The organism is Burkholderia anthina (assembly GCF_001547525.1).
GTDB lineage: Bacteria > Pseudomonadota > Gammaproteobacteria > Burkholderiales > Burkholderiaceae > Burkholderia > Burkholderia semiarida.
Map to the genome: position 1 here is coordinate 29,533 of NZ_LNJP01000003.1, position 24,992 is coordinate 54,524.

The following is a 24,992-nucleotide window of genomic DNA, read 5'->3' on the forward strand; positions in this document are numbered from 1 at the left end:
ATCAATGTTCACTTGCTCATCCATGCAAGCAAAGAAACCGAAGAGCCGCGCGCTGCTCGGGCAGCTCAGCGACATGGACCTGCGCCTGCTGCGGGTCTTCAAGGGCGTCGTGCAGTGCGGCGGGATGGCGGCGGCCGAGCTGGAACTGAATATCGGCATCTCGACGATCAGCCGGCACGTGAAGGATCTGGAAACGCGGCTCGGCCTCGTGCTGTGCCGGCGCGGCCGCGCGGGCTTCACGCTGACGCCCGAGGGGCAGACGGTGTACGAGGAAACGCTGCGGCTGCTCGCGTCGATGGAAGCATTTCGCAGCAGGATCGACGGTATTCATGACAGGATGGGCGGAGAACTGCACATCGCGGTGTTCGACAAGACGGCAACCAATCCGCATGCGCGCCTGGGCGACGCGATTCGCCAGTTCGCGGATGAAGCGCCCGACGTCGCGCTGAACCTGCACGTCGCGTCGATCAACGAGGTCGAGCGCGGGATCATCGACGGCAGCTATCAGGTCGGGATCATTCCGGCGCACCGCAACTCGGGCAGCCTCGTGTATTCGTCGCTGTTCGACGAACGGATGCTGCTCTATTGCGGCCGCCAGCATCCGCTGTTCGACGCGCCGCACGGCAAGCTCACGTGGACGACGATCCGCAATCACGCATTCGCCGGGCTCGGTTTCCATTCGCCGAACATGGAACTGAGCCATCGCGCGAAGCTCACCCGCAGCGCGACCGCGTCGGACCAGGAATCGATCGCGACGCTGATCCTGTCCGGCCGCTATCTCGGCTTCCTGCCCGATCACTACGCGGAGAGTTTCGAAAACAAGGGGCTGATGCAGCCGGTCGCGCCGCACCGGTTCAATTACCGGTGCCGGTTCGTGAGCCTGTTGCGGCGCTCGCCGCGGCCGTCGCGGGCCGCGCTGCTGTTCCAGTCGTGCCTCGAAGCCGCGCATGCGGCGGTGCGGCCGGCGGCGTAGCGGCTTCCGGTTCGGTCAGGCCCCGTCGCCGCCCGGGCCCGGCCGCGTCCGCCTGCGTGCGACGAAATGCGACGCGACGCTCTGCGATAATGCCAACCTCTTTCCGTTTCCACGCCGCCTTCCGCCATGACGCAGCCGTCCGCCCCGCTCTCCACCGACCTGCCGCCGATCTCGTGCCTGCCCGGCGACGCGCTGCCGTGGCTGCCGATGAGCGCCGACCTGCCGGGGCTCGCGATCAAATACCTGCACATCAATGCGGCCGAGGACACGCTCACCGCGCTGCTGAAGATGCCGGCCGGCGGCACGCTGCCGCGCCACCGTCACGACGGCGAGGTGTTCGTCCATACGTTGCAGGGGGCGTGGCGCTACCGCGAATACGACTGGGTCGCGCGCGCCGGTTCGACGGTGCTCGAACCGGCCGGCTCGGTGCATACGCCGGAAACGCTCGGCGCGCCGGGCGAGGACGTGATCACGCTGAACGTGATGCGCGGCGACCTCGTGCTGCTCGACGACAACGGCCGCGAAACGGCGCGCGAGAACTGCCGCGTCGCGCTGCTGCGCCAGCGCAGGCATGCGCGTACGTCGCCGGATGCGGCCTCGGCGTTCGTGACGCGGTAACTACGTGACAAGACAGGCGACGTCGGCGCCGCGCGATCCGCGCGGCGGTGCCGCGGCCGATTACCCGAATGGCCGCCGGCCCGCTTCGCCGGCCGCCCCGCTCGTTACCGAAACCGCCGGAAAAATCGCCGAATATCGTCGGCCAGCAGATCCGGCTCCTCCATCGCGGCGAAATGGCCGCCGCTCGGCATGTCGGTCCACTGCGCGACGTCGAATACACGTTCGAGCCAACTGCGCGGCGGGCGGCTGATCTCCTTCGGAAAACGCGCGAACGCGACCGGCACCGCCACGCGTTGCCCGGCCGCAAACCGCATCGGCTGCAGCCGGTTTTCCCAATACATCTGCATGGAAGAGCCAATGCAGCCCGTGAACCAGTACAGCGATATGCCCGTCAGCAGCGTGTCGTGCGAAAAACGCCGCGCGACATCGCCGTCGCAATCGCTCCATGCACGGAATTTCTCGGCGATCCACGCGGCCAGCCCGAGCGGCGAATCGTTGAGCGCGACGGCCAGCGTCCGCGGCTTCGTCATGTGGACGTGCGCGTACCCGCCTTCGAGCGCCGCCCACTCGCCGCGCTGCGTCAGGAACGCCTGCTCGTCGTCGGTCAGCGGCCGCGCCGCGTCGATCGGCGGTTCGTAGTTGCCGGGCAGGTAGTTCAGATGGATGCCGTCGACCACGCCCTCATGCCGCGCGCCGAGCGCGACCGACACGCCCGCGCCCAGGTCGCCGCCCTGCGCGCCGAACCGTCGGTAGCCGAGGCCGGCCATCAATTCCGCCCAGCAGTCGGCGACCTGGAGCGCCGACGTGCCGGGCGCCGCCGGTGCGGGAGAAAACAGGAAGCCCGGTAGCGACGGGGCGACGATGTCGAATGCGTCGTCCGGATCGCCGCCGAACGCAGCCGGATCGCACAGGCGGTCGATCAGCGCGTGGAATTCGAATGCGGAACCGGGCCAGCCGTGCGTGACGACGAGCGGATAGGGTTTCGGCCCCGTGCCGCGCCGATGCACGAAATGCACGCGCCGGCCGCCGACGTCCGCGACGAACTGCGGCAGCCGGTTCAGCGCACGTTCCGCCGCGCGCCAATCGAAGCCGTCGGCCCAGTACGCGGCCAGTTCGCGCAGCCACGTGCCGTCGACGCCCTGCTGCCAGGGCTCGGCCGGTGTGAGGTTCGGCGGGCGGCTGTCGCGCACGCGCCGACGCAGGTCGTCAAGGGCTTGATAGGGTATCGCAATATCGAACGGCTCGGCGCGCATCGTGTCTCCTCGCGAAACATGTCGACGCGATTCTGCGCGCTTTTTCGGACCCGCGCTGGCGGCAGCCGCGTGCGTCAGCGCGTTTCCCGTTCGTCCGCGCGCGCGTCGCGCCGCAACGCCTGCGGCGGCACGCCGAACCCGCGCACGAACGCGTCGCGCATGTGCCGGCGGTCGCGAAAACCGTTCTCCTTCGCGATCACGTCGAGCGGATGGCGGCTTTGCTCGATCATCAGCCGCGCCGATTCGAGCCGCAGCCGCTCGATCGCCTTCGCGGGCGACTGACCGGTTTCGAGCGTAAACACGCGGCTGAACTGGCGCGGGCTCAGGTGCACGGCCTCGGCCAGCTCCTCGACCGTCAGTGCGCGGCCGAGATGCTGCCGCGCATAGTTCAGCGCGTTCTGGATCCGGTCGGATTTCGGCGCAAGCTCGAGCATTTCCGAATGCTGCGACTGGCCGCCGGCGCGGCGCTGATGCATCACCAGCTTGTGCGCGACCGACCGCGCGGCGTCGGCGCCGAGATCCTTCTCCACCATCGCGAGCGCGAGATCGAGGCCGGCCGTCATCCCGGCCGACGTCCAGATCGGGCCGTCGACGATGAAGATCCGGTCGTCCTCGACGCGGATCTCCGGGTAGTGCCGCTGCATGTCGCGGCCGAACGCCCAGTGCGTGGTCGCGCGACGCTGCGCGAGCAGCCCGGCCTCGGCCAGCACGAACGCCCCCGTGCAGATGCCGGCGATCCGCCGCGCATGCGCATGCGCGCGCCGCAGGTACGCGACGACGCCGGCCGGCGCCGGCGCGGCAAGCGGGTCGTTGACGCCCGCGACGATCCATGTATCGACGCCGAGCCGCCCGCGCAGCGCGCGCGTGGCGACCGGCAGCCCGAGCGACGAGCGCACGTCGCCGCCGTCGACCGAATAGTTGTCCATCGCGTAAAACGGCGCGTCCATGCCCATGTTCGCGTACTCGAACACCGACTGCGCGGCGAGCGCCATGATCTGAAAACCGTCGCTGATCAAGAAGCCGATTCGGTGCATCTGCGTTCTCCGGTTTCGTGCCGATTGGCCCGATGTCCGAAATCATACCCATCTACGTCATTTATGTCGCGGCGCGTCGAGGCCAGAATGCGTTCACGCCATCCGGCCACCCTCATCGAAACGGAGCACATCATGACGCAAGCACATCGCGGTACCGCCCTCATCACCGGCGCGTCGTCGGGCATCGGCGCCGTGTACGCGGACCGCCTCGCGCGCCGCGGCTACGACCTGATCCTGGTCGCGCGCAACCGCGACCGGCTGAACGCCCTCGCCGAGCGCATCACGAACGACACGCGGCGCAGCGTCGAGATCGTCGACGCGGACCTCAACGACCGCGCGGCGCTCGCCGCCGTCGAAGCGAAGCTGAAACAGGACGCGAGCATCACGCTGCTCGTGAACAACGCGGGCGTCGGCACGCATGCGCCGCTGCTCGACAGCGACGTCGACGCGATGACGCGGATGATCGACCTGAACGTGACCGCGCTCACGCGGCTGACCTATGCGGCCGTGCCCGGCTTCGTCGCACGCGGCCGCGGCGCCGTGATCAACATTTCGTCGATCGTCGCGATCTCGCCGGAAACGCTGAACGGCGTGTACGGCGGCAGCAAGGCGTTCGTGCTCGCGTTCAGCCAGTCGCTGCATCACGAGCTCGCCGACCAGGGCGTGCAGGTGCAGGCCGTGCTGCCCGGCGCGACGGCCACCGATTTCTGGCAGACGGGCGGCCTGCCGCTCGAACACCTGCCGAAGGAAATCGTGATGAGCGCACAGGACATGGTCGATGCCGCCCTGGTCGGGTTCGATCGAGGCGAACTCGTGACGATCCCGTCGCTGCACGCGGGCGACGAATGGGAGGCGTACGAGGCCGCGCGCCGCACGATGGCGCCGCACCTGTCGGCCGATACGCCCGCGCCGCGTTACACCGTAGCGCGCTAGTTGCCGGAGGGGCCCGCGCCGCGCGGGGCGGCGCGCACGCCGAGCATCAGCGCCACGCCGCTCGCGACCAGCAGCGCGGCGAGCAGGTACACGGCGAGATCCATGCTGCCCGTGCGCGTGCGGATCATCCCGATCACCCACGGGCTGACGATGCCGCTCGTGATCCCGATGCTGCTGATCAGCGCGATCCCGGCCGCGGCCGCGTTGCCGGACAGATAGCGGGTCGGCACGGCCCAGAAGATCGGCAGCGCGGCGAAGATCAGCGTCGCCGCGATCGACAGGCACGCGAGCATCGCAGCGAAGCTGTGCAGATGCAGCGTCAGCGCCGCGAGTGCGAGGCCGCCGCCGATCGTGCAGCACGCGAAGTGCTTGCGGCGCTCGCCGGTGCGGTCCGAGCGGCGCGCGATCAGCACCAGCCCCACCGCGCCCACCGCATTCGGCACGACCGTGTAGAGGCTCACGGCGACGACGTCGGTCATGCCGAAGTCGCGGATCATCAGCGGCATCCAGAAGTTGAGCGTCAGCGACGCGCAGGTCAGCGAGAAATAGATGAACGCGAACAGGTACACGCGCGGGTTCGCGAGCGCGGCCATCACGCTGCGCCCGTCGTGCGCGCCGCCGGGTGCTTGGCCTTCTGCGCACAGCGCGGCGACGCGCGCCTTTTCGTCGGCCGTCAGCCACGTGGCGTCCCGCGGCCGGTCGACGAGCAACGTGAACGCGGCGAACGCGAGCAGGATCGCCGGCGCGCCTTCGATCGCGAACATCCATTGCCAGCCGTGCAGCCCGAGCACGCCGCTCATGTCGCGCATGATCCAGCCGGACAACAGCCCGCCGAGCACGCCGGCCACCGCGACGCCCGCGAAGAACACCGAGATCGCCGCCGCCCGCCGGTTCGCGGGAAACCAGTAGGTCAGGTACAGCACGATGCCGGGGAAGAAGCCGGCCTCGAACACGCCGAGCAGGAAGCGCAGCACGTAGAAATGCGACGGCTGCGACACGAACATCATCCCGGTCGACGCGAGGCCCCACAGCAGCATGATCCGCGTGAACGTGCGGCGCGCGCCGAACCGCGCGAGCAGCATGTTGCTCGGCACTTCGCAGAACACGTAGCCGACGTAGAACACCGCGGCGCCAAGGCCGTACATCGCGTCGCTGAAGCCGAGATCGTGCTTCATCTGCAACTGCGCGAAGCCGATGTTGATGCGGTCGAGAAACGACACGACGTAGCAGAGGAACAGGAACGGAACGATCCGCCACGCGATCTTGCGGAACAGCAGCGCGTCGCCGATTGCGGAGTCGGATACGGAAGCCGAAGCGCTCGCGTGCGCGAGCGTCGCTTCGGCGGGAAGCGATTGGGGCATGTCTCTCTCCAAACGGGCCGCGCGATGTCGAGCGCGCGGCAGTCTCCGAGGGCGTGCGTGCGCCCTGCTTTCTTGTGAGACCGGATACGGCCGCCGGCTCCGCGGCGCGATGCCGCCGCGAATGCCGCAACCGTCAGGGAAACGGCGGCGCGGTCATCTGAACACCGCGCCGCCGCCTTGAGCCATTCACTCCTGGAGCGCGGCCCACATTTCCTTGTCGCGCTGCGCGGTCCAGATACGCGGATGCGCGATGCCGCTCGCTTCGTCGAACGCGCGCGACACGTCGAACGGCAAACAGTGTTCGTAGATGAACACGTGGCCGAACTTCGGGTCCATCGCCTCGCGCGTGAGCGCCATCGCCGCCTTCAGGTCGAGATTGCGCTCGACGGCCTTGCGGCCCTGCGCGAGCAGCGTCGTGACGAAATCCTTCGTGTAGTCGAGGCCCTTGTTCACTTCGGCCGGATTCAGCAGCGCGGGGCCGCGGCCCGGCACGAGCTTTTCCGCGCCCAGCGCGCGCAGCGCCTCGAGCGTGGCCGGCCACTGTTCGAGCTGCGCGTCGCCGCAATAGCACGCGGCGTCGTATTCGACGAGATCGCCGGAGAACAGCACCTTCTGCGACGGCAGCCAGACGATCGTGTCGCCCTTCGTGTGGCCCGAGCCGACGTGCATGATCTTCACTTCGAGCTTGCCGAGAAACAGCGTGATCTCGCGCTCGAACACGAGCGTCGGCCACGTCAGCCCCGGCACCGTCTCGACGCCGGCGAACAGGCGTGGGAAGCGCTCGATCTCCGACTTCATGTCGGCTTCGCCGCGCTCGACGATCATCTCGTACGTGCCGCGGCTCGCGATCACGTGCTGCGCGCCTTCGGCGAAATACGCGGACGCGCCGAGCACGCGCACCGCGTGGTAATGCGACAGCACCACGTGCTTGATCGGCTTGTCGGTCACGCTGCGGATCCTCGCGATCAGGTCCTGCGCCATCGCGGGCGTCGCGGTCGTGTCGACGATCAGCACGCTGTCGTCGCCGATGATCACGCCGGAGTTCGGATCGCCTTCGGCTGTGTACGCGTACGCGTTCTCGGACAGCTTCGTCCAGGTGACTTTCTTCTCTTCCAGATCGGCTTGGGAGGCGAATGCTTTGGCCATTGTGCGTTCCGTGGCTGCGAGCCATGTGTTGAGGGGAATGAGCGGATCATCTGCCCGCATCGAATATTTGTCAATGGCAAATGCACTTGCTATTGTCTAATACGGGTAAACCTGCGGGCTGGCGCGAGAAATGGCGTCGGATACCATGCGGGGTTTCGTCAACGGAAGAATCATCGCGTGCAGAACCACGAAGTCAGCGCGGACGATGCGCCGCCCAAGGCGCAGCGCGGTATCCAGAGTGTCGAGGTCGGCGGCCGGCTGCTCGACGCGCTCGCGCGCCGGCGCAAGCCGCTCGGGCTGTCGGAGCTGGCCGCGGCGGCCGACCTCTCCACCGCGCAGGCGCACACCTATCTCGTGAGCCTGACGCGGCTCGCGCTCGTGAAACGCGACGCGATCACCGGCAACTACGAGCCCGGCCCGCTGTCGCTGCGGCTCGGGCTGATGTCGATCGAGCGCCAGCCGGCCTATCGCGCGACGCTGCCGCATGCGGTGCGGCTCGCGGAAACGGTCGGCCTGAGCGTCGCGCTGTCGGTGCCAGGCGTGCTCGGCCCGACGATCGTGCGCATCGAGCACGGCGGCTATCCGTTGCACGTGAACCTGCACGTCGGTTCGGTGATGTCGCTCGACACGACGGCAACCGGCCGCGTGTTCCGCGCGTTCGGCGACGCCGCGCAACTCGACGCGATGGCGGCCAGCCAGGCCGGCGCGGGCGATACGCTCGCCGGCGCCGAACGCGAGCCGGCCGCGCCGGACGCCGATGCGCGGCACGTCGAACTCGACGCGATCCGCACCCGCGGCATCGACCGCAGCATCGACCGGCCCAGCCCCGGCGTCAGCGGGATGTGCGTGCCTGTTTTCGATGCACACGGGCGTCTGCAACTCGCGTTGACGGTGATCGGTTCGACGGGATCGATCGATGTCGACTGGAACGGGCCGATCGCGGCGGCCTTGCGCGACGCGGCGCGTCAGGCGACCGCGTCGCTCGGCGCGGTGGATGCGGAACCGACGCCCGCGCCGGCGTTGGCCGCGGCGCGCGTGCCGCCCGCGCTCGCCGACGACGCGAAAGCGCAACGCGGGATCAATGCCCTCGACAGCACCGGCGACTTGCTGCTCGCGCTGGTCTCGGCGGGCCGCGCGCTGCCGCTGCGCGATCTCGCGACGGCGGCCGGCATGCCGGCCGCGAAGGCGTTTCCGCATCTCGTCAGCCTGCAGAAGATCGGCCTGCTGAGCCGCGACGACGCCGGCTGCTTCGACGGCGGCCCGCTCGCGCAGGCGCTCGGCCTGATCGCGATGCAGCGCGTATCGCCGACGCGCGACGCGGAAGCCGAGATCGTCGCGCTCGCCGGTGCGACCGACATGAGCGTGGCCGCCGCGACGCTCGGGCCGCTCGGGCCGACCGTGATCCGGCTCGAGGAATCGGCGCGGCCGCAGCACGTGAGCCTGCAGGTGGGCACCGTGATGTCGCTCGTCAATACGGCGATCGGGCGGATTTTCGCGTCCGGCATGTCCGACGACGTGCTGGCCGATCTGCTCGCCAACGAGCCCGTGCGCCTCGCCGGCGCGTCCGCCGCACCCGACGACGCGGCGTTCCGCGCACGGCTCGCGGCGATCCGCGCGGACGAACTCGATTTCGCGTTCGACGCGCCGGTGCCGGGCATCGGGACGATCGCCGCGCCCGTGTTCGATCACACCGGCAGCATCCGGCTGGTGATCGCGATCATCGGCTCGTCGCGCGGCTTCCCGCGAGGGCCGGACAGCGAGCTGGCGCGGACGCTGCGGGCGGCGACGCGGCGGCTATCGTGGCGCTTCGGGTGGATCGGCCGGTAATCGCGCCCTTTTCCCGAACGTACGCTCGAATCCCTTTCTTTCTCCCCGTGAGGCCGTGCCGGCACGGCCTCGTCACGCCTATCCGATACGCCCGGGCAGCCGATATTCATGTTGCGCGGCAGCAACATAAACTGTCAGAAATTCTCATATAACGAAATCGAATTTCACAAAGCGGTGACGTTTCGCTATGATTAGGGTTATCCCTAACTCGCCACCTATATGGGGCTTCGTCATGCAAACGTCTAATGTCTCCGATCGTTCCACCCAATCCACTGGCTGGCTCGCACGCGTTGGCGAGCTGCTGGCAGAGGCCTGGGCGCTGCACCTCGAGAACTGCGAAGTCATCGCTGAAGCACACGCGCGCCTGCCCCGCTGAGCTGGCAGCCGGATTGCCGGCCGCCGGAGCGCCGGCCGCCTGATTCGCTTGCGCTGACGCACGCCGGCAGCGGCTGTTGCCGCGCCGGTCGTGTAGCAAGAGGCCCGGCGCGCCCTGCCGAACACGCTCACCGCGCGGCGAGCGTTTCAAGATCGTCTTGAGAGGCCTTGTTTCAGGCCGATACCGGCGCCGATTCATCCGTTATCGGCGCGGATTGCTGTAAACCGGTCGCTTCGGCGAGAAACCATACCCCGTCGGCGCGCGATTGTGCCCGGCCATCGCGGACGGAAGATTCATCCGTTTTCGTGTAACCGCGGGCCCTTTCCCCGGCGAGCCCTCCCTGTCGGCCCTGCGCCGGTTTCCTCCGCGCAAGCGCCGCGCCGCATCGCCGCCCGCCGCGACGACGGCCTCGCCAGCAATTCCCCGTCACACCTGAATCGAAGGCACGTCCTTCATGCACCGCAGCGCGAACATCGAGCGGCTATGCCGGATGCTCGAAATCCGGTACAGCTTTTCCCGCAGAAAGCGTTCGTAGCCGGCCGTGCCGTCCACCGCCACCTTGATCCAGTAGTCGTATTCGCCCGACACGAGATACGCCTCGAGCACCTCCGGCAGCGCCGCCAGTTCGGCGCCGAAGCGCGCCAGCGCGTCGTCCTCGTGGCGATCGAGCGTGACTTCGAGGATCACGATGTCCGCGTAGCCGAGCTTGCGCTGGTTGACCAGCGCGACATAGCCGTCGATATAGCCGTCGAGTTCGAGTTGCCGCGTGCGGTTCCAGCAGGCAGTGGTCGACATGCCGATCTGTTCGGCGAGTTCGGCATTCGACAGGCGCGCATTTTTCTGCAATGCACCGAGGATCTTGCGGTCCTGATTGTCGAGCGTTTTCGGCGTGCGTTCGCGGGTAGCCATGGCGAGAAGAATCTTCTACTGAAAAACCCGATTCTATCTGAACGCCATTCCGGTTTCAGCGCCGTTTTACTGGAAAACAGGAAGCCTTTTAACCGGGCCGCTTGATACATTTTCTCCATGCCTGCTGCCCGGCACGCTCCCCGCGATCACCCGTCGCAGCGGGACGCACGGCCGCAATCACGAGTTGCGGCGCCGGCCGGCAGGCATGCGATTCCCCGCCGCCCGCACGCCTATCCGACCGCGTGCGGGGCCGGTGCCTGCTTCCCCGTTCCTTGCCAGTCCGTATGTCGTTCAAGCTTTATCTGTCGTTCCTCGCCGCTTCCGTCGTCCTCATCTATGCGCCCGGCCCCGTCAACCTGCTCACGATGAACCAGGCGTTGCGCACCGGCTGGCGCCGCGCGCTGCCGTGTGTCTGGGGCGGCACGCTCGCCGTGCTGCTGCAACTCGCGCTGACCGCGCTGTGCCTGAATTCGCTGGTCCACCTCGACGAACATGCGCTGACCGTGCTGCGCTGGGCCGGCGCCGCGTATCTCGTCTGGCTCGGCGGCAAGCAATGGCTGAGCCGCACGCCGGCCGGCGCAGCCGCGGCACCGGCCGACACCGGCGCCGCAACGGCAAGCGCCGCGCCGGACACCGACAGCGGGCGCGCGCTGTTCTGGCGCGGCGTCGCGACTTCCGGGCTGAACCCGAAGACGCTGCTGTTCTTTCCGTCGTTCTTTCCGCAGTTCATCAGCCCGAACGCGGACTGGAGCCTGAACCTTCAATACCTGCTGCTCGCCGCGACGTTCGCGCTGCTGTTCGCGGGCGGCGTCGCGTCGATGGCGCTGTTCTCGCACCGGCTGAGCCGCGCGTTGCAGCGGCCGGCGCGGATGCGCGCGATGAATCGCGTGACGGGCGGGCTGCTCGTCGGGATGGGCGCGATCATGGTCGGCTGGAACTGAGAACCGCCGACGCGTTCGTTTCCACGCGACCGCGACACCCCGCACCGGCGACGACGCCGCCAGTACAATCGCGCGATGTCCGAATTACTCACTTACGGCGGCCTGTTCGCCGTGTCGATGGTCGCCGCGACCCTGTTTCCGCTCCAGTCCGAAGCCGTGCTCGCCGGCCTGCTGCTCGCCGGGCGCGAACCCGTGTGGGCGCTGGTGCTGGTCGCGAGCATCGGCAATGTCGCCGGCTCGGCGATCAACTGGGCGCTCGGGCGCGGCATCGAGCACTTCCGCGAGCGCCGCTGGTTTCCGGTCAAGCCGTCCGCGCTCGCGCGCGCCGAGCGCTGGTATGCACGCTACGGCCGCTGGTCGCTGCTGCTGAGCTGGGCGCCGGTGATCGGCGATCCGCTGACGATGATCGCCGGCGTGCTGCGCGAGCCGCTGCCGACCTTTCTCGTCATCGTGACGATCGCGAAGGTCGGCCGCTATCTGGCCGTCGCGTGGGTCGTCACGCACTGATCTCCGCCTCCCCCTCTCCTGCCTGCGGGCCCGTGATCCGCGACGCCCGCTAAAGATTTCGCGAAAGTTGCCGTATTAACGGGTCCACGAGCGGTGACGCGTGCGTTCCGCCTCCTCTCACTCCTACTCAGGATGTCTCATGAGAATGACCCAATCGGGCCGAGTGAGCGTCGGCGCGCGTCTGGCCGCGCTGGCGTGCGCGCTCGTCGCCCTGCTGTTTACCGTGTTCGCGTGGACGCTCGCCCATTTCGCCGGCCAGCAGCTCGCCGACGAAGCGCATCGGCGGATCGACGACAAGGAGCAGTCGATCCGCGCAATGGTCGACCTGTTCGACAAGGCGCTGAGCGCCGAAGCCAACCGCTCGATGTCGTTGTTCGCGAGCTTCCTGCCGGCCGATTTCTCGCTCGACCCGGCGCGCACCGTCGATATCGGCGGCGTCGCTGCGCCGACGCTGCTCGCGGGCGGCCAGCCGCTCGACCTCGACTACTCGATTCCCGACCAGTTCCTGAAGAAAAGCGGCGCGATCGCGACGATCTTCGCGCGCGACGGCGACGATTTCGTGCGCATCACGACGTCGCTGAAGAAGCAGGACGGCGCGCGCGCCGTCGGCACGAAGCTCGACCGCGCCGGCCCCGCATATGCGACGCTCGTCGCCGGGCGCAGCTACACGGGCCTCGCGAAGCTGTTCGGCCGGCCGTACATCACGCAGTACAAGCCGGTGACCGATGCGAGCGGCCGCGTGATCGGCGCGCTGTTCGTCGGCCTCGACATCGGCGCCGAGCTCAAGCTCGTCGAAGACGGCATCCGCTCGCTGAAGATCGGCGACAACGGCTACTACTTCGTGCTCGACGCATCGCAGGGGCCGTCGCGCGGCACCTTCGTCGTGCATCCCGACGCGGCGGGCCAACGGGCCGACGACACGCGCGCGCCCTACGCGCAGATGCTCGCGGCGGCCCAGGGGCGGCTCGCGTACACGTCGACCGACCCGGCCGCGCACGACGCCGGGCCGACCGCGAAATTCGTGTCCTTCACGACGATTCCGCAGTGGCAATGGCTCGTCGGCGGCATCGCGCTCGACGACGAACTGCTGGCCACGATGCGCGCCACCCGCAACCGCTTCCTGATGATCGGCGCCGCGCTCGTCGCGGCGTTCGCGATGCTGTTCGTCATCGTCGTGCGACGCGTCGTGAGCCGGCCGCTGGATGCCGCCGCCCGCGCGTCCGAGCGCTATGCGGCGGGCGATCTCAGCGTGCGCATCCGCGACGGCGCGGCCGCGCACGGCAGCGCGGGCAACGACGAGATCGGCCGGCTCGTGCAGGCGGTCGACGGGATCGGCGACGGCCTCGCGCGAATCGTCGCGCAGGTGCGCAACGGCGCGGCCGACATCGCGCACGGCACGGTCGGCATCGCGGCGGGCAGCAGCGACATCGCCGCGCGAATCGCGACGCAGGCGAGCAGCGTCGAGCAGACGGCCGCCAGCATGGAGCAGATCACCGCCGCCGTGCAGCAGAGCGCCGAGCATGCGGCGCAAGCCAACGCGCTGGTCGCGGACGCATCGGCCGCCGCGACGAACGGCGACGCCGCGGTGCAGCGCGTGGTCGCGACGATGGACGACATCGGCCGCGCGACGCGCCGGATCGCGGAGATCACCGGCGCGATCGAAGGCATCGCGTTCCAGACCAACATCCTCGCGCTGAACGCGGCCGTCGAGGCCGCGCGCGCGGGCGAGCACGGCAAGGGCTTCGCGGTGGTCGCGGCCGAGGTGCGCGCGCTCGCGCAGCGCAGCGCGGCCGCGGTCAAGGAGATCGACGCGCTGAGCGCCGAATCGTCGACGACCGTCGAACAGGGTTACCGGATCGCGGACGCCGCGCGCGGCACGATGCGCGACATCGTCGCGCGGGTCGACCAGGTGCGCACGCTGATCGGCGAGATCAGCGCCGCGTCGCGCGAGCAATCGACCGGCATCGAGCAGGTGAACCTGGCCGTCACGCAGATCGGCGAAGCGACGCAGCAGAATGCGACGCTGATCTCCGATGCCGAGCGCGCGGCCGTCGCGCTGCGCGAGCAGGCCGCGCAGCTGTCGGACGCCGTCAGCGTGTTCCGGCTCTGACGCGGCGCGTGACGGACGCCCGATGATCGGCCACGGCCGGGCGCGCTGCCTACTTCTTGTCGCCCGCCAGGTCGATCGCCGTGTTCGAGCCGACCGCATGGCGCAACTGGAACTTCTGGATCTTGCCGGTCGAGGTCTTCGGCAGCTCGCCGAAGCGCACGGCCTTCGGCACCTTGAAGCCCGCGAGCAGTTGCCGGCAGTGCGCGACGATTTCCGCCTCGGTCGCGCTCGCGCCTTCGCGCAGCTCGACGAACGCGCACGGCACCTCGCCCCATTTCGGGTCGGGCATCGCGACGACGGCCGCCACGGCCACGGCCGGATGCCGGTACAGCGCGTCCTCGACCTCGATGCTCGAGATGTTCTCGCCGCCCGAGATGATGATGTCCTTCTTGCGATCCTTGATCCGGATATAGCCGTCCGGCATCAGCACCGCGAGATCGCCGGTATGGAACCAGCCGCCGTGGAACGCCTCGTCGGTCGCCTTCGGGTTCTTCAGGTAGCCCTTCATGCAGATGTTGCCGCGGAACATGATCTCGCCGAGCGTCTCGCCGTCGGCCGGCACCGGCGTCATCGTGTCGGGATCGAGCACCGTCGCGCCCGCTTCGAGGTGGTAGCGCACGCCCTGGCGCGCGTTGAGCCGCGCGCGTTCCTCGTCGGACACGGCTTCCCAGTGCGCCTGCTTCGCGCAGACGGTCGCCGGGCCGTAGACCTCGGTCAGCCCGTACACGTGCAGCAGGTCGAAGCCGATCTCCTTCATCTTCGCGATCACGGCGGGCGCGGGCGCCGCGCCCGCGACCATCGCGTGCACCGTGTGGTCGATGCCTTCGCGCAGCTCGGCCGGCGCGTTCGCGATCGCGCTCTGCACGATCGGCGCGCCGCAGTAATGCGTGACGCGCTCGCGGCGGATCAGGTCGAACACGGTCTTCGCGTCGAACTTGCGCAGGCACACGTTCACGCCCGCGCGCGCGGCGACGGCCCACGGGAAACACCAGCCGTTGCAGTGGAACATCGGCAGCGTCCACAGATACACCGCGTGCTTCGGCATGTCCCATTCGAGGATGTTGCTGATCGCCGCGAGATACGCGCCGCGATGGTGGTAGACGACGCCCTTCGGGTCGCCCGTCGTGCCGGACGTGTAGTTCAGCGCGATCGCGTCCCATTCATCGGCGGGCGGCGTCCATGCATGGTCGGGGTCGCCGCCGGCCACGAACGCCTCGTAGTCGGTCGCGCCCGCGAAACGGTCGGGATCGGCCGGCATCGCGTCGGCCACGCTGACGATCTTCAGGCCCGGCACCTCGAGCGCCGCGCGATGCGCGAGCTCCGCATATTCGGTGTCGACGATCAGCACCTTCGCCTCGCCGTGACGCAGCATGAACAGCACCGACGATACGTCGAGCCGCGTGTTGATCGTGTTCAGCACGGCGCCGGCCATCGGCACGCCGAAGTGCGCCTCGACCATCGCCGGGATGTTCGGCAGCAGCGCCGCGACCGTGTCGCCGCGCCCGACGCCGGCCTGCGCGAGCGCGCTCGCCAGTTGCTTCGCGCGCGTCCAGGTTTCGCCCCACGTGCGCCGCACGTCGCCGTGCACGATCGCGAGGCGCTGGCCGTAGACTTCGGCCGCGCGGATCAGGAAATCGATCGGCGTGACCGGTACGTAGTTGGCGTCGCGGCGGCCGAGCCCGGCCTCGAACATCTGCGTCATGATCCTGTCTCCCGTGTTCTGTCGACCGGGGCGCATGCACCCCGGATCGTTTTGATGTGGTTCAATTGCCGACAGCCTAACGGGCGATATTGTGAGCCGTCTGTCATCGAAACGACAGAGTGCCGCGCGAGCGCTGCGCGTTATCCCTATCCTCGCAAACCCGCATCCATGCACGACCACCTCGACGCGGCCGCCGACCCGGCCGACACGCTTCCCGAACCGGGCCCGGTGCCGCCGCTGGCGACGCTGTTCGGCCAGTGCGCGTGGTTCCGCACGCTGGCGCCCGAACACCAGGCGCTCGTGCTCGCCCAGTCGCATGTCGCGCGGTGCGACGCCGGCGACGTGATCGCGCACCGGCTCGCGCCGTCCGAATACTGGATCGGCGTCCATCGGGGGCTGCTGAAGCTCGCGATCTTCAACGTGTCGGGGCGCGGCTGCACGTTCTCCGGCGTGCCGTCGGGCGGCTGGTTCGGCGAAGGCAGCGTGATCAAGCGCGAGCGGCGCAAGTACGAGGTCGTCGCGATCCAGCGCTCGACCGTGCTGTTCGTGCCGGTCGACACGTTCCATGCGCTGCTCGACACGAGCCTGCCGTTCACGCGCTTCGTGATTCATCAGTTGAACAACCGGATGGGCGAATTCATCGCGTCGATCCAGAACAGCCGGCTGCTCGACGTCGACGCGCGCGTCGCGCAGGCGCTCGCGCAACTCTTCAACCCCGCGCTGTATCCGGATACCGGCCCGTCGCTGTCGATCTCGCAGGAGGAACTGGGGATGCTCGTCGGCGTGTCGCGCCAACGGATCAACCAGGCGCTGCAGCAGCTCGAGAAGCTCGGCGCGCTGCGGCTCGCGTACAACCAGATCGACGTCGTCGATCTCGACGCGCTCGCGCGCGTCGGCATGGAGCAGCTGTGAGCGCCGCCCAATGCGCGGAACCGTCGCCATCGCGGCCGCGCATTCCGTCTGCGGAATCGGCCGACGGCCGCCACGCCCCAACCTGACAATTCCGCCAGTTTCGCGACAGTAACCCGTTGCGGGCCGACGCCTATCATTCGGGTTCCCTTCACCGCCGCCCGATCACCGCCTGTCCCGCCGCCTCCATGTGGATCGTCAATCTCGCGCTCAGGCGCCCCTACACGTTCATCGTCATGGCCATCATGATCGTGCTGGCCACCCCGCTGGCGCTGATGCGCACACCGGTCGACGTGCTGCCCGCGATCAACATCCCCGTGATCAGCGTGATCTGGAATTACAACGGCTTCTCCGCGACGGAGATGACGAACCGCATCACGTCCGTGCATGAACGGATCCTGACCACGACCGTCAACAATATCCAGCACGTCGAATCGACGTCGTTGCCCGGCATCGCGGTCGTGAAGGTGTTCCTGCAGCCGGGCGCGAACGTGCAGACGGCGATCGCGCAGACGGTGTCGTCCGCGCAGGCGATCGTGCGGCAGATGCCGCAGGGCGCGACGCCGCCGCTCGTGATCACCTATTCCGCGTCGAGCATCCCGGTGATCCAGCTCGGGCTGTCGAGCAAGACGCTCAGCGAACAGTCGCTCGCCGACATCGCGCTCAACTTCCTGCGCCCGCAGCTGATCACGGTGCCCGGCGTGCAGATTCCGTTCCCGTACGGCGGGCGCACGCGCGTGGTCGCGATCGACCTCGACCCGCAGGCGCTGCAAGCGAAGGGCCTCACGCCGGCCGACATCGTCAACGCGGTCAACGCGCAGAACCTCGTGCTGCCGACCGGCACCGCGAAGATGGGCCAGACCGAATACCGGATCGACACGAACGCGTCGGCCGATACGGTCGCCGACATCAGCAACCTGCCGGTCCAGACGATCAACGGCGCGACGACCTACCTGCGCGAGGTCGCGGCGGTGCGCGACGGCTTCGCGCCGCAGACCAACGTCGTGCGCCAGAACGGCCAGCGCGGCGTGCTGATCTCGATCCTGAAAAGCGGCGACGCGTCGACGCTCAAGGTCGTGTCGGACCTGAAGGCGCTGCTGCCGAAGGTGATCCCGACGCTGCCCGAGGGGCTCGCGATCACGCCGCTGTTCGACCAGTCGGTGTTCGTCAACGCGGCCGTCCAGGGCGTGATCCACGAGGCGCTGATCGCCGCCGTGCTGACCGCGATGATGATCCTGCTGTTCCTCGGCAACTGGCGCAGCACGCTGATCATCGCGATCTCGATCCCGCTGTCGATCTTCACGTCGCTGATCGCGCTGTCCGCGCTCGGCGAGACCATCAACATCATGACGCTCGGCGGGCTCGCGCTCGCGGTCGGCATTCTCGTCGACGATGCAACCGTCACGATCGAGAACATCGAGCGGCATCTCCATCTCGGTACGAACCTGCACGAAGCGATTCTCGAAGGCGCGGGCGAGATCGCGGTACCGGCGCTCGTGTCGACGCTGTGCATCTGCATCGTGTTCGTGCCGATGTTCTTCCTGACCGGCGTCGCGCGCTTCCTGTTCGTGCCGCTCGCGGAAGCCGTGGTATTCGCGATGCTCGCGTCGTACGTGCTGTCGCGCACGCTGGTGCCGACGCTCGCGATGCTGCTGTTCCGCCCGCAGCAGGCGAGCACCGGCCCCGGCCCTTCGACGTCGCGCTTCGCGCGCATCCATCACGCGTTCAACCACGCGTTCGAACGGCTGCGCGCGTGGTACATCGTGCTGCTGAGCATCCTGCTCGTGCGCCGCCGCTTCTACGCGCTGTGCTTCCTCGGCTTCTGCGTGCTGTCGACGGGCCTCGTATTCGTGCTCGGCCGCGACTTCTTCCCGAACGCCGATTCCGGCAACCTCCGGCTGCACGTGCGCGCGCCGACCGGCTACCGGATCGAGGAAACCGCGCGGCTCGCCGACCAGGTCGAACGCGTGATCCGCGAAACCGTGCCGCCCGACGAGCTCGGCGCGATCGTCGACAACCTCGGCCTGCCGGTCAGCGGCATCAACCTGTCGTACAGCAACGCCGGCACGATCGGCACGCTCGACGGCGAGCTGCTGATCGCGCTGAAGCCCGGCCACCGCGCGACCGGGCACTACGTGCAGACACTGCGCACGCTGCTGCCGCAGCGCTTTCCGGGCGTCGAGTTCTTCTTCCAGCCGTCCGACATCATCACGCAGATCCTCAACTTCGGGCAGCCGGCCGCGATCGACGTGCAGGTGCTCGGCAACGATCTCGCGAGTAACATGACCATTGCGAGCGGCCTGATGAAAAAGATCAGGCAAATCCCCGGCGCCGTCGACGTGCACGTACTGCAACGCAACGACGAACCGACCCTGCTGGCCGACATGGACCGTACGCGCATGCAGCAGCTCAATCTCTCCGCGCAGAACGTCGCGCAGAACATGCTGATCTCGCTGTCGGGGAGTTCCCAGACGACGCCGTCGTTCTGGATCAACCCGCGCACCGGCGTCCAGTACCCGCTGCAGATCCAGACCCCGCAATACAACCTGTCGTCGGTCGACGATCTGCTCGGCACGCCGATCTCCGCCAGCGGCCGCACGGCCACGCCGCTGCAACTGCTCGGCAATCTGGTGCAGGTGCGCAGTACCGCGAACCCCGCCGTGATCACGCACTACAACATCCGCCCGGCAATCGACGTGTACGTGAGCGTCGAGGGCCGCGATCTCGGCGCGGTCGCGGGCGAGATCGACCGCATCGTGGCCGACGCGCGCGCGACGCTGCCGCGCGGCACCGCCCTCGCGATGCGCGGCCAGATCGAGACGATGCGCACGTCGTATCTCGGCCTCGGCGCGGGCGTCGCGATGGCGATCGTGCTCGTCTACCTGCTGATCGTCGTCAATTTCCAGTCGTGGCTCGACCCGCTGATCATCATCAGCGCGATGCCGGCCGCGCTCGCCGGCATCGCGTGGATGCTGTTCGTCACCGGCACGCACCTGAGCGTGCCCGCGCTGACGGGCGCGATCATGACGGTCGGCGTCGCGACCGCGAACAGCATTCTCGTCGTGTCGTTCGCGCGGCAACGGCTCGCGGACGGCGCGCCGCCGCTCACGGCCGCGCTCGAAGCCGGCGCGACCCGGATCCGGCCGGTGCTGATGACGGCGCTCGCGATGATCATCGGGATGGTGCCGATGGCGCTCGGTCTCGGCGAAGGCGCCGAGCAGAACGCGCCGCTCGGCCGCGCGGTGATCGGCGGGCTGCTGTTCGCGACCGTTTCGACGTTGCTGTTCGTGCCGCTCGTGTTCGGCGGCGTGCATGCGCGGCTGGCCCGGCGGCGCGCGCGCCAGGCCGGACACTGACTTTCGCCCCACTACCCGGTTGAATTGGTTGAATTCATGGAAGAGAAACATCACAGCGCCGTCGGCATCCAGGTGGACGAACACGGCATGCACCTGCCGACGCGCGCGTCGGTGTCGCGACGCGGGCGGATCGTCGTGATCGTGATCGGCGTGCTGCTGGCCGCCGGCGCCGCGCGCACGCTGATCGTCAACGGGCTGAACCGGCATCACCTCGACGCGGTCGCCGAGCAGAACGCGCGCCAATATGTGAGCGTCGTGCATCCGGTCGACGCGGCGACCGGCGGCAAGCTGACGCTGCCCGGCACGCTGCGCGGCTTCGTCGAGGCGCCGATCCATGCACGCGCCAGCGGCTACGTGCTGCGCTGGCAGGCCGACATCGGCGCGCACGTGAAACAGGGGCAAACGCTCGCCGAACTCGACACGCCCGAGCTGAACCAGGAACTCGCGCAGGCCACCGCGCAGCGCCAGCAGGCGCAAGCGTCGCTCGCGCTCGCGAAGACGTCGTTCGACCGCGCGCAGCAGTTGCGTCAGCGCGATGCCGTGTCGCAACAGGAACTCGACGACCGGCAAGGCGCGTTCAACCAGGGCACCGCGAATCTCGCGGCGGCCGATGCGAACGTGCGCCGTCTCACTGAATTGAAGGGCTTCCAGCGGATCGTCGCGCCGATCGACGGGATCGTCACGCAGCGCAACATCGACGTCGGCGATCTCGTCAATTCCGGCAACGCGGGCCGCGCGCTGTTCACGGTCGTGCAGGCCGACCGGCTGCGCCTGTACGTGCAGGTGCCGCAGGCGTATGCGCAGCAGGTGAAGGTCGGCCAGCACGTGAGCGTCGCGCAGGCCGAGCTGCCGGGCCGGACCTTCGACGGCACGATCACGCGCACGTCGCAGGCAATCGACGTCGCGACGCGCTCGCTGCAGATCGAGATCACGTTGCCGACCCCGGACGGGCGGCTGCTGCCCGGCGCGTACGTGCAGGCGACGCTGCCGATGACGCCGGTCGGCCGCCTGCAGGTGCCGGCCAATACGCTGCTGTTCCGCGCCGAAGGCCCGACGGTCGCGGCCGTCGATGCGAACGGCCAGGTTCATCTGAAACAGGTGACGGTCGTGCGCACGATCGGCCAGACGCTCGAAGTCGACGGGCCGATCACGCCGAACGACCGCCTCGTCGCGAACCCGGGCGACGCGCTCGCGACTGGCGACCGGGTCGTCGTGCAGGCGCCGGCGGCGCAACCGGCCTCGGCCGTCGCGGGAGCGAAGTCGTGAGTGCGATACGCACCCGCGTGCGGCCCGCGGCGCTCGCCGCCGTCGTCGCGGCCGCCGCCGTCGCCCTCGCCGGCTGCACGGTCGGCCCGGACTACCAACGCCCGGCCGTCGACACGCCGGCCGCGTGGCGGCTCGACCCGGCCGACGCATACTGGCACCCGGCCGCGCCGGCCCGCGCGCCGCTCGATCCGGCCTGGTGGACCGCGTTCGGCGACACGCAGCTCGACGCGCTGGAAGCCGACGCGCTGCGCAACAACCAGAACCTGAAGGCGGTGGCCGCGCGCTACGACCAGGCGAAGGCGACGCTCGCGTCGGTCGCGTCCGCGCAGTATCCGGCCGTCGGGCTGAACGCGAGCGGCCAGCGCTTCAAGATCTCCGCCGACCGGCCGCAGACCAACTACGCGACGAAGAGCATGTCGACCGTGCAGAACGAGATCCAGGTCGGCGCGGCGGTCAACTACGAACTCGACCTGTTCGGCCGCGTACGGCGCAACGTCGAATCGGCACAGGCGAACACCGAGCAGGCGCGCGACGATTTCGCGAACGCGCGCCTCGTGCTGAGCGCCGATCTCGCGTCGAGCTATTTCACGCTGCGCGAGCTCGACACCGAGATCGACGTCGTCAAGCGCTCGATCGCGTTGCAGCAGAAAGCGCTCGATTACGTGAGCGCGCGCCACGACCTCGGCGCGGTGTCGGGCCTCGACCTGCTGCAGCAGCGCGCGCAGCTCGACGCGACGCGCACGCAGGTGCAGTTGCTGATCCAGCAGCGCGCGCAGGTCGAAACCGCGATCGCGACGCTGGTCGGCACGCCGGCCCCCGAATTCTCGCTGCCGGCGCGCGTGGTGCCGATCAACGCGCCCGCGCTGCCGACCGGCATGCCGAGCGACCTGCTGCAGCGGCGCCCCGACGTCGCGTCGGCCGAGCGCGCGATGGCCGCCGCGAACGCGCAGATCGGCGTCGCGCGCGCCGCGTATTTCCCGCGCATCACGCTGTCGCCGGACATCGGCTGGGATGCGACGCGCTTCGCGGGCCTGTTCACCGTGCCGGCGCTGCTGTGGTCGGTCGGCGGATCGCTCAGCCAGCCGCTGTTCGAAGGCGGCAAGCTGAAGGCCGGCGTCGATTTCGCGCAGGCCGGCTACGTCGCCGCGCAGGCCAGCTACCGGCAGACCGTGCTCACCGCGTTCCAGGAGGTGCAGAATGCGGTAACCGGCCTGTCGGTGCTGGCGCAGGCGGCGCAGCAGGCATCGGCCGCCGTCGACGACGCGCGCAAGCTCGTGTCGCTCGCGCAGGATCGCTACGCGGGCGGCCTGACGCCGTTCATCGACGTGCTGACGGCCCAGCAGCAATTGCTGACGAGCGAGCGCCAGGCCGTGCAGATCCAGGGCCAGCGCGCGGCGCTCGTCGTGTTTCTCGCGAAGGCGCTCGGCGGCGGCTGGGACGGCGGCGCGGCGAACGGCGCCGCGCCGTCCGACGTCGCGTCGGCGGCCCCGCAGCGCGGCGCGGACGTCGGCCCTTGACCTGCCCTTAACCGGTTACGCGGACAACGAACCTATGAAAGTGCTGATCGTCGAAGACGAACCGAAGGTCGTCGAATACCTGAAGAGCGGCCTGACCGAGGAAGGCTGGGTCGTCGATACCGCGCTCGACGGCGAGGACGGTGCGTGGAAAGCCGTCGAATTCGACTACGACGTGGTCGTGCTCGACGTGATGCTGCCGAAGCTCGACGGCTTCGGCGTGCTGCGTGCGCTGCGCGCGCAGAAGCAGACGCCCGTGATCATGCTGACCGCGCGCGATCGCGTCGACGACCGCGTGCGGGGCTTGCGCGGCGGCGCCGACGACTACCTGACCAAGCCCTTCTCGTTCCTCGAGCTGATCGAACGGCTGCGCGCGCTGACGCGCCGCGCGCGCGTGCAGGAATCGACGCTGATCTCGATCGGCGACCTGCGCGTGGACCTGATCGGCCGCCGCGCGACCCGCGACGGCGCGCGGCTCGACCTGACCGCGCAGGAATTCCAGTTGCTCGGCGTGCTCGCGCGGCGCAGCGGCGAGGTGCTGTCGAAGACGACGATCGCCGAACTCGTGTGGGACGTGAACTTCGACAGCAACGCGAACGTCGTCGAGACGGCGATCAAGCGCCTGCGCGCGAAACTCGACGGCCCGTTCGCGGAGAAGCTGCTGCACACGATCCGCGGGATGGGCTACGTGCTCGAGGCCCGCGAGGACGGCGACACGGAGCGGCGCGCATGAAACGCTCGATCATCCTGCGGCTCTCGGCGATGTTCGGCATCGTGTCGCTGCTGGTGTTCACGCTGGTCGGCTGCGGGCTGTTCGTGATGATGGAACGGCAACTGTTCGCCGAATTGCGCGCGACGCTCGACACGCGCGCCAAAGTCGCCGCGATGATCGTGTCGCACGCGACCACGGCCGCGCGCGGCCGCCTGATGCAGGAAAAGCTCGCGGACCTCGAACCGCCCGACGGCTCGACGCACTATCAGGTCGTCAGCCCCGACCCCGCGTTCCGCTTCGGCAGCCCCGTCGACGGCGTGCCGCTCGATCCGCCGTTCGGCGCGTTCCAGCGCTACCAGCTCAACGACAGCAGCTACGCGGTGATGACGAAAACCGTCACGGTGGCCGGCGCCGGCGAACGGCCGACGCTGCAACTCGTCGTCGCGACGTCGTGCGAGCGTACGCAGCGGATGCTGCGCCGCTTCGGCTGGACGCTGGCCGCGCTGATCGCGACGGCCACCGTGATCACGCTGCTGCTGAGCCGCGCGGTCGCGCGCTTCGGGCTCGCGCCGCTCGACCGGCTGTCGCAGGACGCGGCGAGCGTGAGCGCGACGAACCGCCGCCAGCGCCTGCACACCGACGCGCTGCCGACCGAGCTGCGCGATCTCGCGACGTCGTTCAACGGCGCGCTCGAACGCATCCAGCAAACCTACGCGCGGCTCGAAGCATTCAACGCGGACGTCGCGCACGAGCTGCGCACGCCGATCAGCATCCTGATCGGCCAGACCCAGGTCGCGCTGACGAGCCGCGACCGCTCGGTCGACCGGATGCGCCAGACGCTGCAGTCGAATCTCGAGGAATTCGAGCGGCTGCGCGTGATCATCAACGACATGCTGTTCCTGTCGCGCAGCGATCGCGGCGAACGCGCGACCGACCTGAAGGACGTGTCGCTGGCCGACGAGGTGCGGCGCATGCTCGACTTCCTCGAAATCCCGCTCGACGAGGCGCGGTTGCGCGCCGAACTGCACGGCGATGCGCGCGCGGCCGTCGATCCGTCGCTGTTCCGCCGCGCGATGACGAATCTGCTGATCAACGCGATCCAGCATTCGGCGCCCGGCGCGACGCTGAACGTGACGATCACGCACCGCGACACGCTCGTCGAGATGGCCGTGTCGAACCCGGGCGAGCCGATCGACCCGGTGCAGCGCTCGCACGTGTTCGAACGTTTCTACCGGCTCGAGGAAGCGCGCGCGAACAGCAAGGAAAACCACGGGCTCGGGCTGTCGATCGTCAAGGCCGTGGCGGAGATGCACGGCGGCGGCGTGTTCGTCGCGTGCTCGGGCGGCGTCAATACGTTCGGCTTCTCGGTGTCGACGCAGCCCGGGTCGGGCGGGCCGCTGCGTCCGGGCGATGCCGCCGGCCCGGCCGATTCCACGGATTCCACGGATTCCACCGATTCCACCGATTCGGCGAATCCGGCCGATCCGCGCGGCGCTCGCCCGGCGCACGCGCCGGGCGCACTGCACTGACGGCGGCCGCGCGCCG

At 68.9% G+C, this 24,992-nt stretch carries 19 protein-coding genes; 13 read left to right on the forward strand and 6 right to left on the reverse strand.

Annotated features, from left to right (window positions below; genetic code table 11):
* Window positions 1-22: 22 nt before the first annotated feature.
* On the forward strand, window positions 23-973 hold the full coding sequence (locus WS64_RS20530) for a LysR family transcriptional regulator (RefSeq protein ID WP_060310997.1): 951 nt from the start codon (window positions 23-25) through the stop codon (window positions 971-973).
* Window positions 974-1,099: 126 nt separating this feature from the next.
* Window positions 1,100-1,591: a 2,4'-dihydroxyacetophenone dioxygenase family protein gene (locus WS64_RS20535; RefSeq protein ID WP_059639423.1), complete on the forward strand. Its 492-nt coding sequence runs from the start codon at window positions 1,100-1,102 to the stop codon at window positions 1,589-1,591.
* A gap of 104 nt (window positions 1,592-1,695) precedes the next feature.
* Here the strand turns inward: WS64_RS20535 and WS64_RS20540 are convergent, their stop codons facing one another.
* Both WS64_RS20540 and WS64_RS20545 read right to left on the reverse strand, forming a co-directional pair.
* Window positions 1,696-2,844 carry an epoxide hydrolase family protein gene (locus WS64_RS20540; RefSeq protein ID WP_060967532.1) on the reverse strand — a complete coding sequence of 383 codons (1,149 nt, stop codon included), beginning with the start codon at window positions 2,842-2,844 and terminating at the stop codon, window positions 1,696-1,698.
* 74 nt (window positions 2,845-2,918) lie between these two features.
* Entirely contained in the window at window positions 2,919-3,878 is a 960-nt protein-coding gene (locus tag WS64_RS20545; protein WP_060967533.1) for a GlxA family transcriptional regulator, read from the reverse strand.
* Between the two features lie 132 nt (window positions 3,879-4,010).
* Here WS64_RS20545 and WS64_RS20550 point away from each other — a divergent pair, with 132 nt between their 5' ends.
* A complete protein-coding gene (locus WS64_RS20550; RefSeq protein ID WP_060968521.1) occupies window positions 4,011-4,811 on the forward strand; it encodes an SDR family NAD(P)-dependent oxidoreductase in 801 nt (266 codons plus the stop codon).
* Here the strand turns inward: WS64_RS20550 and WS64_RS20555 are convergent.
* Both WS64_RS20555 and WS64_RS20560 read right to left on the reverse strand, forming a co-directional pair.
* The gene (locus tag WS64_RS20555; RefSeq protein WP_060967534.1) at window positions 4,808-6,172 is read right to left on the reverse strand and encodes an MFS transporter; all 1,365 of its coding nucleotides are present in this window, start codon (window positions 6,170-6,172) and stop codon (window positions 4,808-4,810) included. The genes WS64_RS20550 and WS64_RS20555 overlap by 4 nt on opposite strands.
* A 186-nt stretch (window positions 6,173-6,358) precedes the next feature.
* Window positions 6,359-7,318, reverse strand: coding sequence for an MBL fold metallo-hydrolase (locus WS64_RS20560; RefSeq protein ID WP_060967535.1), 960 nt, complete (start codon window positions 7,316-7,318; stop codon window positions 6,359-6,361).
* A gap of 177 nt (window positions 7,319-7,495) precedes the next feature.
* Between WS64_RS20560 and WS64_RS20565 the strand changes: the two genes are divergently transcribed.
* Window positions 7,496-9,145, forward strand: coding sequence for an IclR family transcriptional regulator (locus tag WS64_RS20565; RefSeq protein WP_060967536.1), 1,650 nt, complete (start codon window positions 7,496-7,498; stop codon window positions 9,143-9,145).
* An 802-nt stretch (window positions 9,146-9,947) separates the two neighbouring features.
* On the opposite strand, the gene WS64_RS20570 is transcribed toward WS64_RS20565, so the two are convergent.
* Window positions 9,948-10,430 (reverse strand): Lrp/AsnC family transcriptional regulator, encoded by a 483-nt coding sequence (locus WS64_RS20570; protein ID WP_006479115.1) that lies wholly within the window; start codon window positions 10,428-10,430, stop codon window positions 9,948-9,950.
* 284 nt (window positions 10,431-10,714) lie between these two features.
* Between WS64_RS20570 and WS64_RS20575 the strand changes: the two genes are divergently transcribed.
* The 3 genes from WS64_RS20575 (at window position 10,715) to WS64_RS20585 (ending at window position 13,988) form a co-directional block, all read left to right on the forward strand.
* The gene (locus tag WS64_RS20575) at window positions 10,715-11,371 is read left to right on the forward strand and encodes a LysE family translocator (protein WP_060967537.1); all 657 of its coding nucleotides are present in this window, start codon (window positions 10,715-10,717) and stop codon (window positions 11,369-11,371) included.
* Window positions 11,372-11,446: 75 nt separating this feature from the next.
* A complete protein-coding gene (locus tag WS64_RS20580; RefSeq protein WP_060311006.1) occupies window positions 11,447-11,878 on the forward strand; it encodes a YqaA family protein in 432 nt (143 codons plus the stop codon).
* Window positions 11,879-12,017: 139 nt separating this feature from the next.
* Window positions 12,018-13,988 (forward strand): methyl-accepting chemotaxis protein, encoded by a 1,971-nt coding sequence (locus WS64_RS20585; RefSeq protein ID WP_060967538.1) that lies wholly within the window; start codon window positions 12,018-12,020, stop codon window positions 13,986-13,988.
* A 49-nt stretch (window positions 13,989-14,037) separates the two neighbouring features.
* Here the strand turns inward: WS64_RS20585 and WS64_RS20590 are convergent, their stop codons facing one another.
* Window positions 14,038-15,690: an acyl-CoA synthetase gene (locus tag WS64_RS20590; protein ID WP_060967539.1), complete on the reverse strand. Its 1,653-nt coding sequence runs from the start codon at window positions 15,688-15,690 to the stop codon at window positions 14,038-14,040.
* A 168-nt stretch (window positions 15,691-15,858) separates the two neighbouring features.
* Here WS64_RS20590 and WS64_RS20595 point away from each other — a divergent pair, with 168 nt between their 5' ends.
* The 6 genes from WS64_RS20595 to WS64_RS20620 all read left to right on the forward strand — a co-directional run bounded on the left by WS64_RS20595 (window position 15,859) and on the right by WS64_RS20620 (window position 24,976).
* A complete protein-coding gene (locus WS64_RS20595) occupies window positions 15,859-16,602 on the forward strand; it encodes a Crp/Fnr family transcriptional regulator (RefSeq protein ID WP_060967540.1) in 744 nt (247 codons plus the stop codon).
* 185 nt (window positions 16,603-16,787) lie between these two features.
* On the forward strand, window positions 16,788-19,955 hold the full coding sequence (locus WS64_RS20600) for an efflux RND transporter permease subunit (protein WP_060967541.1): 3,168 nt from the start codon (window positions 16,788-16,790) through the stop codon (window positions 19,953-19,955).
* A gap of 36 nt (window positions 19,956-19,991) precedes the next feature.
* The gene (locus tag WS64_RS20605; protein ID WP_060967542.1) at window positions 19,992-21,221 is read left to right on the forward strand and encodes an efflux RND transporter periplasmic adaptor subunit; all 1,230 of its coding nucleotides are present in this window, start codon (window positions 19,992-19,994) and stop codon (window positions 21,219-21,221) included.
* Window positions 21,222-21,226: 5 nt separating this feature from the next.
* Window positions 21,227-22,738 (forward strand): efflux transporter outer membrane subunit, encoded by a 1,512-nt coding sequence (locus WS64_RS20610; RefSeq protein ID WP_060968522.1) that lies wholly within the window; start codon window positions 21,227-21,229, stop codon window positions 22,736-22,738.
* 34 nt (window positions 22,739-22,772) lie between these two features.
* Entirely contained in the window at window positions 22,773-23,468 is a 696-nt protein-coding gene (locus WS64_RS20615; protein ID WP_011547791.1) for a heavy metal response regulator transcription factor, read from the forward strand.
* On the forward strand, window positions 23,465-24,976 hold the full coding sequence (locus tag WS64_RS20620) for a heavy metal sensor histidine kinase (RefSeq protein ID WP_060967543.1): 1,512 nt from the start codon (window positions 23,465-23,467) through the stop codon (window positions 24,974-24,976). Before WS64_RS20615 ends, WS64_RS20620 begins: the two co-directional genes overlap by 4 nt.
* Window positions 24,977-24,992 lie beyond the last annotated feature (16 nt).